The following is a 16,169-nucleotide window of genomic DNA, read 5'->3' on the forward strand; positions in this document are numbered from 1 at the left end:
CCCGCTCATATCGTCACCGGCACCCCTTCCAGCGAGTCCTGTGGCGCGGTCTTCAAGTCCCGATGCGCCACCGTGGGCGAAAATCCCGCACTGCGCAACCGCGCCGCCACCCGCTCGGCGACATGGACCGACCGGTGCCGCCCACCGGTGCAGCCGAAAGCGATTGTAACATAAGCCTTTCCTTCCGCCTGATAGCGGGGGATCAGCAGCAGCAGCAGCGATTCGATCTGCGCCATGGCGTCATTATAGGCCGGATCGGCCATGACATAGGCGGAGACGTCGGCATCGAGTCCCGTGCCGGGGCGCAGCGCTTCGTCCCAATGCGGATTGCGCAGGAAACGCATGTCGAAGACGAGGTCCGCGCCGCGCGGCAGCCCGCGCGAATAGCCGAAGGAGAGGACCGAGAGCGTCGTCTCGCCGAGCCCATGGCCGCCGAAGGTGTCGCGGATCAGCTGCGCCAGGCCGTTCGAGGAGAGGTCGGTGGTGTCGATCAGCCGGTTGGACCAGCTCCTGAGCGGCGTGAGCAGCTCGCGCTCGCGGGCGATGCCGTCGGCGGCGGGGCGGTCCTGTGCGAGCGGGTGGCGCCGGCGCGTCTCCGAATAGCGCCGCTCGAGCTCCGAGCCGGCGCAGTCGAGGAACAAGGTGCCGATGTCGTAGCCGCGCTCCTCGCGCAGCTTGGCGATGCGGCGGACGATGCTCTCGGCGTCGAAGCCGCGCGTCTGGCTGCCGATGCCGAAGGCGAGGGGGCGGTCGTCGTCCTCCTCGAGACTTTCCGACGGCGCGGTCTCGAGCAGGCGGTTGAGCAAGGTGACGGGCAGGTTGTCGGCGATCTCCCAGCCCATGTCCTCGAGCGTGCGCAGCACCGTCGACTTGCCCGCCCCCGACATGCCGGTGACGAGCAGGATGTTCTTGGGCCTACGCCTTGTCATTGCCCATGTTTCTTGAGCGCCAGCTCGACCTTGATCGGCGCGGAAGGCTCGAGCGCGGCGAGCGGGAGCACGGGGACGTCGATTCCTGCGATGCGACGCACGCGAAACTCCTCGGGATAGCGCGGCGGCGATTCGAGGATCGCGATCAGCAGCGCGATCGGCGCGCGCGCACGGTGCGGCATCTCGACGATGCCGACGCCGCGGACCTCGATCTTGCCCGCGATGTTCGCCGGCGCGCAGGCCTGGAGCACGCCCGCCTGGCGCTGGCAGATGGTATAGTCGTCGGCGACGAGCTCGGCGCCGCGATCGATCAGCCGCAGCGCCAGGTCCGACTTGCCTTCGCCCGAGCGGCCCTCGATCAGCACGGCGCGGCCGCCGATCGCCACGCATGAGGCATGGATCGTTTCCGACGACACATCCGGCACGCGCAGTTCGTTCATCGCCCGTCTCCAGCCAGCGGCAGCCGCACCACGAAGCGAGCGCCGCCCAACCGGTCCTCCCGTGACTCCACGGAAATGCTCCCCTGATGCCCTTCGACAATCGTCCGTGCGATGGCAAGCCCCAGCCCGCTGTGCTGGCCGAAGGCCTCGCTCTCGGGGCGCACCGAATGGAAGCGGCGGAACACCGCTTCGCGCGCATTCTCGGGCACGCCCGGTCCTTCGTCCTCCACCCGCACGACCAGCATCGTGCCGTCTCGGCCTGAAGAAACCGTAATCAGCCCACCCGGCGGCGAGAAGGAGATCGCATTCTCGATCAGGTTCTCGAACACGCGCTCGAGCCGCGAGCCGTCGCCGAGCCCGACGAGCGGCTCGCCAGGCCGCTGGTCGAAGCGGAGCTGGACGTCGTTCGGCAGGCCGCGCGCGCTGCGCTGGGCGATCAGCGCCCCGATCATCGCGCTCAAATCCACCGGCACGAAGGTCGTGCGGCTGAGCTGGGCGTCGAGCCTCGACGCCTCGGAGATATCGGTGATCAGCCGGTCGAGCCGGTGGACGTCCTCGCGGACGATGTCGAGCAGCTGGTCGCGGTGCTCCTTCTTGCGCACGCTCGTCAGGCTCTCGACCGCGGAGCGGAGCGAGGCGAGGGGGTTCTTGAGTTCGTGCGCCAGGTCGGCGGCGAAGCTCTCGGTCGCGTCGATCCTGGCACGGAGCGCCTGGCTCATGTCCGAGAGCGCGCGGGCGAGCAGGCCGATCTCGTCCATCCGGCTCGGAAGGCGCGGCACCACCACTTCGCGCGCGCGGCCCTGGCGAACGCGGATCGCGGCGCGCGCGAGCCGGCGCAGCGGCCGCACGATCGTGCGCGCGAGGAACAGCGACAACGCGATCGAGGTCAGCGCGACGACGAGCAGCACGATCCCCAGCCGGTAGCGCTCGGCGCGCACCGTTGTGGTGATGTCGCGCGCGTTGACCGTGGTCATCACGGCGCCGAGCTCGGCGATCGGCGCGGCGGCGGTGATCACCGGCGTGCGGTCGGGCGCGCGCCACACCGTCGCGGGATAGGCATGGGTCGATAGCGCGGTGCGGACGTCGGGCCAGTCGAGCCCGTGCTCGGCGTCGCGCTCGCGGTAGAGCGGTGCGCGCTGGGCGCCCGCGACCGCGTCGATCGTCGCGTCCAGGAAGCGCGCGACGGTCTGGTTGTAGGGATCCTTGTCCGGATCGCGCAGAATGACGTTGTGCAGCCCCATCGCGCGGCTGTCGGTGATGAGGTGGCCGGCCTCGTCGAACAGCCGGATGCGCGTGCCGGTGTCGCGCGCGAGGCTGAGCACGAGCAGGTCGCGGCGCTCCTTCTGCCCCGCTGTCGCGCCGGCCTGGGTGCCCGCCGAAGCGATCGCCTGCGCGACCAGCCGCGCCTCGCGGCTCGCCTGGGCGACGCGGCTGTCGACGATCCGGCTGCGGAACGAGTCGAGGTAGGAGAAGCCGCCCGCAAGCAGCGCGAGCGCGAAGATGTTCACCGCGAGGATGCGCGGCGTGAGCGAGAGCCGGTTGGACCATTTGAGCGCGAGCTCGCGCTCTTCACTCGTCTGAGAAACGGTATCCGGCGCCATAGAGCGTCTCGATCGCATCGAACTCCGGATCGACCTGGCGGAACTTGCGGCGGACGCGCTTGATGTGGCTGTCGATGGTCCGGTCATCGACATAGATGTCGTCCTGATAGGCGGCATCCATCAGCTGGTTGCGCGTCTTCACGATCCCCGGGCGCTGGGCGAGCGTCTCGAGGATCAGGAATTCGGTGACGGTGAGCGTGACGTTGGTGCCGTCCCAGGTCACGCGGTGGCGCGCCGGGTCCATCGCCAGCCGCCCGCGGACCAGCGGCTGGGCGGGCTCCTCGTTGCCGCCCTCGGTGCTCGGCACATTGGCTTCGGTGCGGCGCAGGATCGCCCGGATGCGTGCGATCAGCAGCCGCTGGCTGAACGGCTTGGCGATATAGTCGTCGGCGCCCATCGCGAGGCCCAGCGCCTCGTCGAGCTCGTCGTCCTTGCTGGTGAGGAAGATCACCGGAATGCCGCTCTTCTCGCGCAGGCGCCGGAGCAACTCGAGCCCGTCCATCTTGGGCATCTTGATGTCGAGCACCGCAAGGTCGGGCGGATTCTCGACCAGCGCCTTCAGCGCGCTTTCGCCGTCCGAATAGACACGGGTGAGGAAGCCCTCGGTCTGCAGCGCGATCGAGACCGAGGTGAGGATGTTCCGGTCGTCGTCGACGAGCGCAATCGTAGCCGTCATGGGTAGGGCGTAATCCAAAGGGCGCGGCTGCTCAACCTTCGAGGGTTGCCCAAATTGTGTTGGCGGCTGCCCAAATTGTAACGGGTCGTCGCAACCTGAGAGTCTCCCGCAACTCGATTCAACCGGCGGACCGCCCTCACCGTCGTCATCCTGGCGAAAGCCGGGACCCAGGGCCACGGGCGATACGGCTTGCTGCCCTGGGTCCCGGCTTTCGCCGGGATGACGGTTATGGTTGAGATGCGATTGTTCAGGCGCGAGGCCATCGAATCCAGAATCGGGCCAATCGATTTCGAAAATTGTCCACTATCTGACAACGTTTACAGCAATTGACCACCGGGACAGCCGGTGCAAAGCGGAGGACGACGACCGCGCATGCCGCCAAAAGCGGTAATCCCCACACGCGCGGGAGGGAGAAGGACTTTGACCGAGCGTGCTCCGCGCCACGGTCTCGACGCCATGGGCATCGGGACGCGCGCCGCCATCCACTGGAATCTGCTTACCCCGTCGCTGATCGAAGCGGCCGTCCAGCGGGGCGAAGGCCATCTCGCCGCCGATGGGCCGCTGGTCGTCGCGACCGGCAAGCACACCGGCCGCTCGGCGCAGGACAAGTTCATCGTTCGCGACGCCGAGACCGAGGACAGCGTCTGGTGGGGCAAGGTCAACAAGCCGATGGAGCCCGCGCATTTCGCGGCGCTCAAGGCCGATTTCCTGGCTGCATTGTCCGACAGGGACAATCTGTTCGTCCAGGACCTCTACGGCGGCTCGCAGCCCGAGCATCGCGTCAAGGTGCGCGTGATCAACGAGCTCGCCTGGCACAATGCCTTCATCCGCACGCTGCTGGTGCGCCCCGAGGCCGACGCGCTAGCCGGCTTCGAGCCCGAGTACACGATCATCGACCTGCCGAGCTTCCGCGCCGATCCCGCGCGCCATGGCTCGCGCACCGAGACGGTGATCGCGGTCAACTTCTCGGAGAAGCTGATCCTGATCGGCGGCACCGCCTATGCCGGCGAGATGAAGAAGAGCGTCTTCGGGCTGCTCAACTACCTCCTCCCGCTCGACGGGATCATGCCGATGCACTGTTCGGCGAACATCGGTGCCACGGGCGACACCGCGGTGTTCTTCGGGCTCTCCGGCACGGGCAAGACGACGCTGTCCGCCGACGCCAGCCGCACGCTGATCGGCGACGACGAGCATGGCTGGTCGGACACCGCGGTCTTCAACTTCGAGGGAGGCTGCTACGCCAAGATGATCCGCCTCTCGGCCGAGGCCGAGCCTGAGATTTTCGCGACGACGAAGCGCTTCGGCACGATCCTCGAGAACGTCGTGATGGACCCGGTGACGCGCGCGCTCGACTTCGACGATGCGAGCCTCGCCGAGAACAGCCGCGGCTCCTATCCGATCGACTTCATCCCGAACACGTCGGAGAAGAACCTCGGCCCGGTGCCGAAGAACATCATCTTCCTCACCGCCGACGCCTATGGCGTGCTGCCGCCGATCGCCAAGCTCACCCCCGAGCAGGCGATGTACCATTTCCTCTCGGGCTATACCGCGCGCGTCGCGGGCACCGAGATCGGCGTGACCGAGCCCGAGGCGACCTTCTCGACCTGCTTCGGCGCGCCGTTCATGCCGCGCCACCCCTCGGTCTACGGCAACCTCCTCAAGGAACGGATCGCCAAGGGCGGAGTCGATTGCTGGCTGGTCAACACCGGCTGGTCGGGCGGCAAGGCGACGATGCCCGGCATCAAGCGCATGCCGATCAAGCTCACCCGCGCGCTGCTCAACGCGGCGCTCGACGGGAGCCTCAATTCGGCCGAGTTCCGCACCGACCCCAACTTCGGCTTCAAGGTTCCGGTGAGCGTGGCGGGCGTCGATCCGGCGACGCTCGATCCGCGACAAAGCTGGGCGGACAAGGCGGACTATGACATGACCGCCGCGAAGCTCGTCGACCTGTTCAATGAGAATTTCGCGCAGTTCGCGGAGCATGTCGACGAAGGGGTCCGCCAGGCCGCCCCGCAATGCCTCCCCGCCGAATGACCTAGCCCGGTTCAGACGATCGGGCGCTTCTTCCAGGAAAGCCCGATCGAATGACCGACCATGAGCCCCGCCTGTTCGCGTCCGATGCCGAGGTCGTCCACCTCGGCGAAGGCCTTGTCGCGCGCCGCCTCCGCCGCGAGGAATGGACGCACGAGGCGCATCTCGCCGCCTGTCTCTATCTCCTGACCGAGCGCCCCGACATCGACGTCGACGCCGAGATCGCCGGGATCATCTCGCGCTTCAACGAGAGCGTCGGCGGGGTGAACGACGACCGGAGCGGCTATCACGACACGATCACCCATGCCTTCGTTACGGGCGTGCGGCTGTTCCTCGCCCAGACCGTCGAGACGGGTCTCGCGGCGCGCGTGAACGCGCTGCTGCTGTCGCCGATGGGCCGGCGCGACTGGCCGCTGCGGCATTACTCCAAAGAGTTGCTCTTTTCGGTGCCCGCACGGCGCGGATTCGTGCCGCCGGACCTCGCGCCGCTTCCTGACCTCTGTTAATCGGAACGCGTCCCCAACGAAGGAGTGCGTGATGTCGATGCTTGACGGATTGCTCGGCCAGATCGGCGAGCATGTCGATGTGAACAACCTCGCGGCGAAGGTCGGCCTCTCGCCCGAGCATGTCCAGCAGGCGATCGCGCAGCTGGCGCACTTCCACACCGCCGACGGCGACACCGCCGAGGGTGCCGCCGCGGCGACGGGGCTTCCGCTCGACAAGATCCAGGAGATCGTCTCGCACCTCGGTGGCGAAGGCGCGCTCGCCCATTTCGCGGGCATGCTCCAGGGCCAGGGCGGCGTGCTCGGCTCGCTGGGCGGGCTGCTGGGCAAGAGCTGAGCTTCCTCCCCCAGCCCAGCGCCTCGACGAGCAAGGCGAACGCCGGGGAATGCTGGCGGCGGGGTAATAGAGAGGATAGCCGTGGAAGGGCAGGGACCGATCCTCCAGGATGCGGACCAGCCCTCCCTCGGCGACCCCTTCGAGCACCGCGCTCTCGAGCAGGCCCTCGAACCGCCGGCGCCTTCGCGCCTTTCCCGCGAGGAAGGCGACGCGTTCGGAGCGGTCGAATGTTGAGGGGTTTCAGGGGGTTGAGCGACGCTCGGATCGGAAAATTGGTGTGGTGTCCAGATACTACAGTTTACACGGTTGACACCAATCATGTGAGAAAATGCCGTTCGGGATGAGCGGATGTGCGACGACCTCGATTGAGCGCTGGTTCGGATCGACGATGCGAAAGAGCAGGGGCAAGCTCGCGCCTCAACTCCTATTTTGCAACCCCAGGCCGAGACCATCCTTGCTGACCAAAGAGGAAAGGAGCGGGCAGGGCCCGAGGGGACTACCCCTTCCGCTCCGCAATATGCCGGTCGATCACGCGGCCCAGCACCGTCATCGGCACATTGCCGCCCAGCACCACCGCATCGTTGAACGCGCGGAAGTCGTAGCGATCGCCGAGCGCCGTCTTGGTCCTGTCGCGCAGGCGGTTGATCTCGCTGTGGCCGACCTTGTAGCCGCACGCCTGGCCCGGCCATGAGCAATAGCGGTCGACTTCGCTCGACACTTCCTCGCGGCCCGAGCCGTTGGTGCTGGCGAACCAGTCGATCGCCTGGTCGCGGGTCCAGCGCTTGGCGTGGAGGCCGGTGTCGACCACCAGCCGGCAGGCGCGGAAGGCAAGGCCCTGGAGATAGCCGAGCCGCTCGACCGGATTGGCGTCGTACACGCCCAGCTCGTCGGCCAGCTGCTGCGCATAGAGCGCCCAGCCTTCCGAATAGGCGTTGAACGCCAGGATCGAGCGGACCAGCGGCAGCTTGAAGGTGTACTCGCCCTGCCAGACATGACCCGGGATCGACTCGTGATAGGCGAGATCGGGCAGGCTGTAGCGGCGGTGAAGGTCGGTGGTGCGCAGGTTGATCCAGAACTTGCCCGGCACGGTGCCGTCGATCGAGCCCGGGCCGCCATAGGCGCCCGGCGCGCCCGGCTCCTCGGCGGGCGACATGCGCTTGACCTCCACATTGCCCTTCACCAGCGTGTGGAACGCCTGGGGCATGCGCGAGCGGATGTCGGCGATGCGGTCGTTGAGCAGCTTCATGATCTCGGCGCGCCCCGCGTCATTGTCGGGGAACATGAAGCGCGGGTCCTTGCCGAGCGCGGTCATCCGCTCGCCGACGCTGCCCTGCGAATAGCCCTCGGCCTTGAGGATCACGTCCATTCGCGCCTGCAGCTCGCGGAGCTGGTCGAGCCCCATCTGATGGACTTCCTCGGGCTTCATCGTCGTCGTCGTGCCGGCCTCGAGCGCCCAGGCGTAATAGGCATCGCCGTCCTTGAACTTCCACACGCCGGCGTCGCTGGTCGCGCGCGTGCGGTGCAGCTCGAGCTCGGTGAGTTGCCGGTCGAGCGCGGGGGCGATCAGGTCGGTGCAGATGTCATAGGCGCGCTGGCCATAGTCGCCGCTCATCCCGGCGGTGCGGTTGGCGAGCGAGGTGACCATCTCCCAGCCGGCGATGTTGCCGCCGCGGGCGAGCTTCAGCTGGGCGAGGCATTTGTCGAGCAGGAAATCGGGCGCGATCACGCCCTGGCCGGCGGCGGCGTGGAGACGGGTGGTCTCGCCGTCGAGCTGCGCGGCATAGGCCTTCATCCGTTCGAGATAGGCGTCGGCGTCATCGCGCGTCTTCACGCTGTGATCGGTGACGAGCATCTTGGGCGTATCGAGGAAGGCGCCGACATTCTGGACGACGACATAGGGCGAGTTGCGCCACCCGCCGACCGCGACGTCGCCATAGGGGAAAGCGAAGCCGCCGAGCGCATATTCGAACGAGGTCTTCACCACGTCGACGTTGACCTTCATCACCGGGCTCAGCGCGGCGGTGTCGAGCCTGCCGATCTCGGCGATCGTCGCCTCGAGGTGCGCGGCGATCTTCGCCTGGCCCTCGGGCGACTTGTCGGTGAGCCGTGCCTTGAGCTTGGCGCGCTTGTCCTTGTCGATGCCCAGCCCGGTCGCGCCCTCGGGGTTGTCGGCGAGGAGCACCTCGGCGGTGCGGTCGATCAGCGCCTGGGCGGCGGCTTCGGGCGTGGCCGCGCCGGCGCTGCCGCGCGCGCACGCAGGCAGGGCCGTCAGCGCGGCACCGGCACCCGCGCCGAGCAGGACTTCGCGACGATTGATACGCATTCGGGGCAACTCCAGGAAATCAGGTGGCCAGGAAATCAGGTAGAAAGAGGTTCGACGTCGAGCGAGGTCCCGCTCGCGCCCTTGATCCGCACGCGCGCGCCGACCGGGGTGTCAGGGCCGCGGGCGATCCATTCACCATCGCCGACCCTGACCCGTCCGCTGCCCGCTTCGATCGCTTCGACGACAGTGACGACTTCGCCGATCAGCCGCGCGGTGCGATCGTTGAGCAAGGGATCGGCGGTGTCGACCGGATATTCATGATACCAGCGCCGCCCGATCGCCACTGCCACCACCGACCAGGCAGCGAAGCTCATCAGCTCGCCTGCGATCCCCAGCTCGGGGAAGAGCAGGGCGAGGATGCCGGTGAGCGCAGCGGCGCCGGCGATGAAGATCAGGAAGAGGCCGGGGATCATCAACTCGACGCCCGCAAGCACCGCGGCCACGGCAAGCCAGGCGACCCAGGCGTGGGCGAACCAGTCCATCCTATTGCGAGTCCGGCCCCGGCACGCGCGGAGTGCGAGGCGGCTGCGGCGGCTTGGGCGCCTCGGGCGACTTGCCCAATACTTCCTTCGCCAGCTCGCCGATCCCGCCCAGCGTGCCGATCAGCTGCGTCGCCTCGACCGGGAAGAGGATCGTCTTGGCATTGGGCGAGGTCGCGAACTTGCCCACCGCCTCGACGTATTTCTGCGCGATGAAATAGTTGAGCGAGGCCTGCGAGCCCGCCTCGATCGCGTCGGAGACCAGTCGCGTCGCCTCTGCTTCGGCCTGCGCCGCGCGCTCGCGCGCCTCGGCATCGCGATAGGCCGACTCGCGGCGGCCCTCGGCCTCGAGGATCCGCGCCTGCTTCTGCCCCTCGGCGCGCAGGATCTCGCTGGCGCGCGTGCCTTCGGCCTCGAGGATGTTGGCGCGCTTCTCGCGCTCCGCCTTCATCTGCCGGCCCATCGCGTTGACGATGTCGGCGGGCGGGCGGATGTCCTTGATCTCGACGCGGGTGATCTTCACCCCCCAGGGCGTCGTCGCATGGTCGACCACCGAGAGCAGCCGCGCGTTGATCTCGTCGCGCTTCGACAGCGTCTCGTCGAGGTCCATCGACCCCATCACGGTGCGCAAATTGGTCGTGGTGAGCTGGAGAAGCGCGACATAGAGGTCCGACACTTCATAGGCCGCCTTGGCCGCGTCGAGCACCTGGAAGAACACCACCCCGTCGGTGGAGATCATCGCATTGTCCTTGGTGATGATCTCCTGGCCGGGGATGTCGATCACCTGCTCCATCATGTTCACGCGGCGGCCGACGCGATAGAAGAAGGCGGGGAAGAAATTGAACCCCGGCGTGGCGACGCTGGTGAAGCGCCCGAAATGTTCGATCGTATATTGATAGCCTTGCGTGACGATCTTCACGCTCGAAAACAGGTAGAGGAACACCACCACGGCCGCCAGTGCAGCCACGATCGTCAACGCGTCCATTTCGATTCCCCTCGCAGACTCCGGCCATTCATACTCCGGCCTCGCATTCTGGCTCGCTTGCTAGCATAGAGGCGCGCGATGAGCACGCTCAACCGACTGGCGCCGCGCACGGCGCTGTTCATGCCGGCGTCGAACCCGCGCGCGATCGAAAAGGCGCGCGACCTCGACGTCGACCTGGTGATCCTCGACCTGGAGGACGCCGTGCGCGCCGACGCCAAGGACAGCGCCCGCGCCGCCGCGCTCGACGCCGTGGCCGAGCCTTTCGGTGCGAGCCTGTCGGCGATCCGGCTCAACGCGATCGGCACGCCATGGCACCAGGCCGACGTCGCCGCGGTTGCCGAGTCGGCGTGCGACTATGCGGTGCTTCCCAAGACCGAGTCGGCCGAGGACGCCCGCCGGATCGCCGCGGCGACGGGCAAGCCGCTGCTCGTGATGATCGAGACTCCCGTGGGGCTGGTGGCCGCAACCGATATCGCGCGGACGCCGGGCGTGGCGGGGCTGATCACCGGCTCGAACGACTTGCGCGCCGAGCTCGGCATCCCGCCGGTCGCGGGGCGCGCGGGGCTGGCGCTCGCGCTGCAGATGATCGTGCTCGCCGCGCGCGTCGGCGGGGTGTGGGCGATCGACGGGGTGTTCAACGCGCTCGACGACGGCCAGGGCTTCGCCAAGGAATGCCGCCACGGCCGCTCGCTGGGCTTCGACGGCAAGTCGCTGATCCACCCGTACCAGATCGCGATCGCGACCAAGGAGTTCGGCCCGACCGAGCAGGAGCTGGCCGAGGCGCGCGAGCTGATCGCCGCATTCACCGGCGGCGCGGAACGCTTTCGCGACCGGATGATTGAGGTCATGCACGTCGATCAGGCGCGGGCATTGCTGGCGCGGACGGGGGAGGAGACCGAAGCCTAGGTGCCCGTCACGCTCGCCGAACTGAAGCAAGCCCATGCCGAGCTCGAAGCCGCGCTGCTCGCGCTCGAGGCACTGACGATCGATCCCGTCCTTGATGAGCCGCGCGTCGCCGCCGCGCGCGTGCGCCTCAGCCGCGCGAGTGCGCATCGCCGCAAGCTCTCGGACCTGGCGGCGATGGAGTTGCTGGATACGGTGCGTTCAGCCGAGGCCGACAGCCTCCGCGCGCTGCGCGAGCGCAACGCCGCCCAGATCCAGGCCTCGAGCCAGCATATCGGCGCTTGGGGCCTGCGCCAGATTACCGCCGACTGGCCCGGCTATTGCCGCGCCTCGGTCCAGGTCCGCGCCGCGATCCGCGCGCTGGTGAAGGCGGACCAGGACACGCTGTACCCGCTGTTGCGCTGACTGATTGCGGCCGGGCCATGCAACGCCTAGGGCCGCGGCATGCCTCCCTTCGATTTCCACGCGGCCGACCTTGCGGCGCTCTCGGCGCGCGGGCGGCTGCGCGCGCTGGCGCCGCGGGCGGGGCACGACTTTTCGTCGAACGACTATCTCGGGCTCGCGCGCGACCCGCGGCTGGCGGCGGCGGTCGAGGCGGCGCTTGCGCGGGGCGCGGCGATCGGCTCGGGCGGGTCGCGGCTGCTGCGCGGCAATGACGGCGAGCACGAGGCGCTCGAGGCCGAGGCGGCGGCCTTCTTCGGGGCGGAGGCGGCGCTGTTCTTCGCCAACGGCTATATGGCCAATCTCGCGCTGCTCTCGGCGCTGCCGCAGCCCGGCGACCTGATCGTCCACGACGCCTGGATCCATGCGAGCGCGCACGACGGGATGCGGCTGTCGCGCGCGCCGTCAGCGGCCGCGGCGCACAACGATCCAGGGGCGTTCGAGGCGGCGATCGCCGGCTGGCGGCGGGGCGGGGGCAGGGGGACGCCGTGGATCGTCGTCGAAAGCCTCTACAGCATGGATGGCGACCGTGCGCCGCTCGCTGCGCTGGCGGAGGTGGCGGCACGGCACGAAGGCGTGCTGCTTGTCGACGAGGCGCATGCGACCGGCGCGTTCGGCGCGGGGCTGGCGGAGCATCTCCATGCCCGGCGCGAGGTCGTGACGCTGCATACGTGCGGCAAGGCGCTGGGCTGCGAGGGCGCGTTGGTCTGCGGGCCGAGCGTGGTGCGCGATTTCCTGGTCAATCGCGCGCGGAGCTTCATCTTCACCACGGCGCCCTCGCCACTGATGGCCGCGGCGGTGCGTGAGGCGCTGCGCATCCTTGCCGGGGAGCCGGAGCGGCAGGTGCGGCTCCACCAGCTGGTGACGCATGCGAGCGAGGTGCTCGCGCCGTTCGGCGTGGCAGCGACGGGATCGCAGATCCTGCCGCTGATCCTGGGCGACGATGTCCGCGCCATGGCGGCGGCGGCGGCGCTTCAGGCGCGCGGGTTCGACGTGCGCGGCATCCGCCCGCCGACGGTGCCCGAGGGAACCTCGCGGCTGCGGCTGTCGATCACGCTCAACGTCGATGAAGCGGCGATCGACGCGCTCGGCGAAGCATTGGGCGAGGTGCTCGGATGAGCCGGATTTTCGTGGTGACCGGCACCGACACCGGCGTCGGCAAGACCGTCTTCGCCGCGGGCCTCGCCGCGGCGCTGTGCGGCTTCTACTGGAAGCCGGTGCAGGCAGGGACCGAGGACGGCACCGATGCCGCCACCGTTGCCGCGCTCGGCGTCGCGCCCGAGCGGATCCTCCCCGAAGCCTATCGCCTCGCGACGCCCTGCTCGCCGCACCGCGCCGCCGCGATCGACGGCTTGACGATCGATCCGGCCCGACTCGCGTTGCCCGAGGTGTCGGGCGCGCTGGTGGTAGAGGGGGCAGGGGGCGTGCTGGTCCCGCTCGCGGGCGAGCTGCTCTACGCCGACCTGTTCGCGCATTGGCGCGCGCCGGTGATCCTCGTCGCGAGGACGGCGCTGGGAACGATCAACCACAGCCTGCTCAGCCTCGAAGCGCTGCGCATCCGCGGCGTGCCGGTCCACGGCATCGCCTTCGTCGGCGATCCCGAGCCCGAGAGCGAAGCGACGATCGCCGAGCTCGGCTGCGTCCGCCGCCTCGGGCGGCTGCCGCGCCTCGATCCGCTCGACGCCGCGAGCCTCGCTCCGGCCTTCGCCGATGCCTTCCCGGACTTCGCATGAGCCCGATCTGGCACCCCTTCACCCAGCACGGCCTCGGCGAGCCGATCCCGCTCGTGACGCGGGCCGAGGGCTCGGCGATCTTTACCGCCGACGGGCGCCGGGTGATCGACGCGATCTCGTCCTGGTGGGTGACCACACACGGCCATTGCCACCCGCGGATCATGCAGGCGATCGCCGACCAGGCGCAGCGGCTCGACCAGCTGATCTTCGCCGGCTGGACGCACGAGCCCGCCGAAGCGCTCGCGCGCGACCTCGTCGCGATCACGCCGCCCGAGCTCGCCCATGTCTTCTTCTCCGACTCGGGCTCGACCAGCGTCGAAGTCGCGCTCAAGATGGCACTCGGCTATTGGGCCAACCGCGGCGAGCCGCGCCACCGCATCCTCGTGCTCGAGCACGGCTATCACGGCGACACGATCGGGGCGATGTCGGTCGGTGCGCGCGGGGTGTTCAACCGGCAGTACGCGCCGCTGCTGTTCGACGTCGGTACGATTCCCTTTCCGGAACCCGGCGCTGAACAGGCTTGTCTCGACGCGCTCGACGCCGCCTGCCGCGACGGCGCCGCCGCCTTCATCGTCGAGCCGCTGGTGCTCGGCGCCGGCGGCATGCGCTTCTACCCCGCGGCCGTCCTCGCCGAGATGCGGCGGATCTGCGCGGCGCACGGCGTGCTGTTCATCGCCGACGAAGTGATGACCGGCTGGGGCCGCACCGGCACGCGCTTCGCCTGCGAGCAGGCCGGGGTTGTGCCCGACCTGCTCTGCCTGTCGAAGGGCCTTACCGGTGGGTCGCTGCCGCTCGCGGTGACGCTGGCGAGCGAACCGCTCTTCGAAGCGCACCGCAGCGACGACCGGGCAAGGATGTTCTTCCACTCGTCGAGCTACACCGCCAATCCGATCGCCTGCGCCGCCGCCTGCGCCAACCTCGCCGTCTGGCGCGAGGAACCGGTCGGCGAGCGCATCGCGACGCTCGCCGAGCGCCAGGCCCGGCACGTCGCCGCGCTCGGCGGCGTCGGCAACCCCCGCGCGCTCGGCACCATCGCCGCCTTCGAGCTCGAGGACGCCCGCCCCGGCTATCTCTCCGACCTCGCCCCGCGCCTGCTCGCTTTCTTCCGCGAGCGCGATGTGCTGCTCCGGCCCTTGGGCAACACGCTCTACGTGATGCCGCCCTATTGCATCGACGAAGCCGATCTCGCCACGATCTACGCCGCGATCGGCGAGGCGATCGAAGTGTTGACGGCCCACTAGCGCTTTCGCACCCTCGCGGTTACATGGGCCGCCAACTTCCGACTCAGGACTTGGCGCTCCCCATGGAAATCTCCCTCGGCCTCACCTTCGACGACGTCCTCCTGTACCCGGGCGAATCCGAGATCCTGCCCAGCATGGCGGACACCCGGACCCAGGTGACGCGCGGGCTGAGCCTCAACATCCCGATCCTCTCCTCGGCGATGGACACCGTCACCGAGGCCGACATGGCGATCGTGATGGCGCAGCTGGGCGGCATCGGCGTGCTCCACCGCAACCTCGACATCGAGGAGCAGGTCGAGGCGGTGAAGCAGGTCAAGCGCTTCGAGAGCGGCATGGTCGTCAACCCGATCACGATGGCGCCGAACGGCACGCTGGGCGAGGCGCAGGCGCTGATGGCGCAGCACAGGATCAGCGGCATCCCGATCGTGGAAGGCTCGGGCAAGCTCGTCGGCATCCTCACCAACCGCGACGTGCGCTTCGCCGAGCATCCCGGCCAGCCGGTCTCCGAGCTGATGACCCACGAGAATCTCGCGACGGTGCGAGTGGGCGTGAACCAGGACGAAGCGCGCCGCCTGCTCCACCAGCGCCGGATCGAGAAGCTGCTCGTGGTCGACGACGCCTTCCACTGCGTCGGGCTGATCACGGTGAAGGACATCGAGAAGGCGGTGAACTATCCGCACGCCACCAAGGACGGCGCCGGCCGCCTGTGCGTCGCCGCGGCGAGCACGGTGGGCGACAAGGGCTTCGCGCGCACCGAGGCGCTGGTCGACGCCGAAGTCGACCTGATCGTGATCGACACCGCGCACGGCCACAACAAGGACGTCAGCCGCGCGGTCGAGCGGGTGAAGAAGCTGTCGAACCGCGTCCAGGTGATCGCCGGCAACATCGCCACCGCCGAAGCCGCCAAGGCGCTGATCGGCGCGGGCGCGGACGGGGTCAAGGTCGGCATCGGCCCGGGCTCGATCTGCACCACGCGCGTGGTCGCGGGCGTCGGCGTGCCGCAGCTGACGGCGGTCATGGAAGCCGCCAACGAAGCCGCCAAGTCGGGCGTGCCGGTGGTGGCGGACGGTGGCATCCGCACTTCGGGCGACGTCGCCAAGGCGCTGGCCGCGGGCGCGTCGACCGCGATGATCGGCTCGCTGCTCGCGGGTACCGAGGAAGCGCCGGGCGAGACGTTCCTCTACCAGGGCCGGGCGTACAAGTCGTACCGCGGCATGGGCTCGGTCGGCGCGATGGCGCGCGGCTCGGCCGACCGCTATTTCCAGCAGGACGTCAAGGACCAGTTGAAGCTCGTTCCCGAGGGGATCGAGGGCCAGGTACCGTTCAAGGGCCCGGCGCGCGACGTGATCCACCAGCTGGTCGGCGGCGTGAAGGCGGCGATGGGCTATGTCGGCGCGGGGACGATCCCCGAGCTGCAGAAGAAGGCACGCTTCGTGCGGATCACCAACGCCGGGCTGCGCGAGAGCCATGTCCACGACGTGACGATCACCCGCGAGGCGCCGAACTATCCGACGCGGTAGCCGTTCGGCCCGGGCCGCGATCCGGCC

Annotated in this window: 16 protein-coding genes; 9 read left to right on the forward strand and 7 right to left on the reverse strand. The window is 68.9% G+C overall.

From position 1 onward, the window contains the following. Positions 1–5: 5 nt before the first annotated feature. The 4 genes from rapZ to J7495_RS02780 are packed head-to-tail and all read right to left on the reverse strand — an operon-like array spanning position 6 to position 3,646. Positions 6–929: an RNase adapter RapZ gene (rapZ, locus tag J7495_RS02765; protein WP_294054549.1), complete on the reverse strand. Its 924-nt coding sequence runs from the start codon at positions 927–929 to the stop codon at positions 6–8. Continuing rightward, on the reverse strand, positions 926–1,369 hold the full coding sequence (locus J7495_RS02770; RefSeq protein WP_294054550.1) for an HPr kinase/phosphorylase: 444 nt from the start codon (positions 1,367–1,369) through the stop codon (positions 926–928). Before J7495_RS02770 ends, rapZ begins: the two co-directional genes overlap by 4 nt. After that, entirely contained in the window at positions 1,366–2,970 is a 1,605-nt protein-coding gene (locus J7495_RS02775) for a stimulus-sensing domain-containing protein (protein ID WP_294054551.1), read from the reverse strand. Before J7495_RS02775 ends, J7495_RS02770 begins: the two co-directional genes overlap by 4 nt. After that, positions 2,939–3,646 (reverse strand): response regulator transcription factor, encoded by a 708-nt coding sequence (locus J7495_RS02780; protein WP_294054552.1) that lies wholly within the window; start codon positions 3,644–3,646, stop codon positions 2,939–2,941. The genes J7495_RS02775 and J7495_RS02780 overlap by 32 nt, the downstream gene beginning before the upstream one ends. A 420-nt stretch (positions 3,647–4,066) precedes the next feature. On the opposite strand from J7495_RS02780, the gene J7495_RS02785 reads away from it, so the two are divergent. The 3 genes from J7495_RS02785 to J7495_RS02795 are packed head-to-tail and all read left to right on the forward strand — an operon-like array spanning position 4,067 to position 6,517. Next, on the forward strand, positions 4,067–5,680 hold the full coding sequence (locus J7495_RS02785; protein ID WP_294054553.1) for a phosphoenolpyruvate carboxykinase: 1,614 nt from the start codon (positions 4,067–4,069) through the stop codon (positions 5,678–5,680). 50 nt (positions 5,681–5,730) lie between these two features. After that, positions 5,731–6,183, forward strand: a complete 453-nt coding sequence (locus J7495_RS02790) for a hypothetical protein (RefSeq protein ID WP_294054554.1) — start codon at positions 5,731–5,733, stop codon at positions 6,181–6,183. A gap of 31 nt (positions 6,184–6,214) precedes the next feature. Further along, on the forward strand, positions 6,215–6,517 hold the full coding sequence (locus tag J7495_RS02795) for a hypothetical protein (protein WP_294054555.1): 303 nt from the start codon (positions 6,215–6,217) through the stop codon (positions 6,515–6,517). 496 nt (positions 6,518–7,013) lie between these two features. Here J7495_RS02795 and J7495_RS02800 read toward each other — a convergent pair whose 3' ends face one another. From J7495_RS02800 to J7495_RS02810, 3 genes are read right to left on the reverse strand one after another with little or no spacing between them, the layout of a single operon-like run. Next, positions 7,014–8,840, reverse strand: coding sequence for a DUF885 family protein (locus J7495_RS02800; protein ID WP_294054556.1), 1,827 nt, complete (start codon positions 8,838–8,840; stop codon positions 7,014–7,016). Positions 8,841–8,875: 35 nt separating this feature from the next. After that, the gene (locus J7495_RS02805) at positions 8,876–9,322 is read right to left on the reverse strand and encodes an NfeD family protein (protein WP_294054557.1); all 447 of its coding nucleotides are present in this window, start codon (positions 9,320–9,322) and stop codon (positions 8,876–8,878) included. A 1-nt stretch (position 9,323) separates the two neighbouring features. Beyond that, a complete protein-coding gene (locus J7495_RS02810; RefSeq protein ID WP_294054558.1) occupies positions 9,324–10,304 on the reverse strand; it encodes an SPFH domain-containing protein in 981 nt (326 codons plus the stop codon). A 78-nt stretch (positions 10,305–10,382) separates the two neighbouring features. Between J7495_RS02810 and J7495_RS02815 the strand changes: the two genes are divergently transcribed. From J7495_RS02815 to guaB, 6 genes are all read left to right on the forward strand, one after another. Continuing rightward, entirely contained in the window at positions 10,383–11,210 is an 828-nt protein-coding gene (locus J7495_RS02815) for a CoA ester lyase (protein WP_294054559.1), read from the forward strand. Continuing rightward, entirely contained in the window at positions 11,211–11,612 is a 402-nt protein-coding gene (locus J7495_RS02820; RefSeq protein ID WP_294054560.1) for a hypothetical protein, read from the forward strand. A 39-nt stretch (positions 11,613–11,651) separates the two neighbouring features. Beyond that, positions 11,652–12,767, forward strand: coding sequence for an 8-amino-7-oxononanoate synthase (locus J7495_RS02825; RefSeq protein WP_294054561.1), 1,116 nt, complete (start codon positions 11,652–11,654; stop codon positions 12,765–12,767). Beyond that, a complete protein-coding gene (gene bioD, locus J7495_RS02830; protein ID WP_294054562.1) occupies positions 12,764–13,381 on the forward strand; it encodes a dethiobiotin synthase in 618 nt (205 codons plus the stop codon). The genes J7495_RS02825 and bioD overlap by 4 nt, the downstream gene beginning before the upstream one ends. Further along, positions 13,378–14,622 (forward strand): adenosylmethionine--8-amino-7-oxononanoate transaminase, encoded by a 1,245-nt coding sequence (locus J7495_RS02835; protein WP_294054563.1) that lies wholly within the window; start codon positions 13,378–13,380, stop codon positions 14,620–14,622. The genes bioD and J7495_RS02835 overlap by 4 nt, the downstream gene beginning before the upstream one ends. Positions 14,623–14,684: 62 nt before the next feature. Then, the gene (guaB, locus tag J7495_RS02840; protein WP_294054564.1) at positions 14,685–16,142 is read left to right on the forward strand and encodes an IMP dehydrogenase; all 1,458 of its coding nucleotides are present in this window, start codon (positions 14,685–14,687) and stop codon (positions 16,140–16,142) included. Positions 16,143–16,169: the final 27 nt, after the last annotated feature.

It is taken from the genome of Sphingomonas sp., from assembly GCF_017745215.1.
Lineage (GTDB): Bacteria > Pseudomonadota > Alphaproteobacteria > Sphingomonadales > Sphingomonadaceae > Sphingomonas.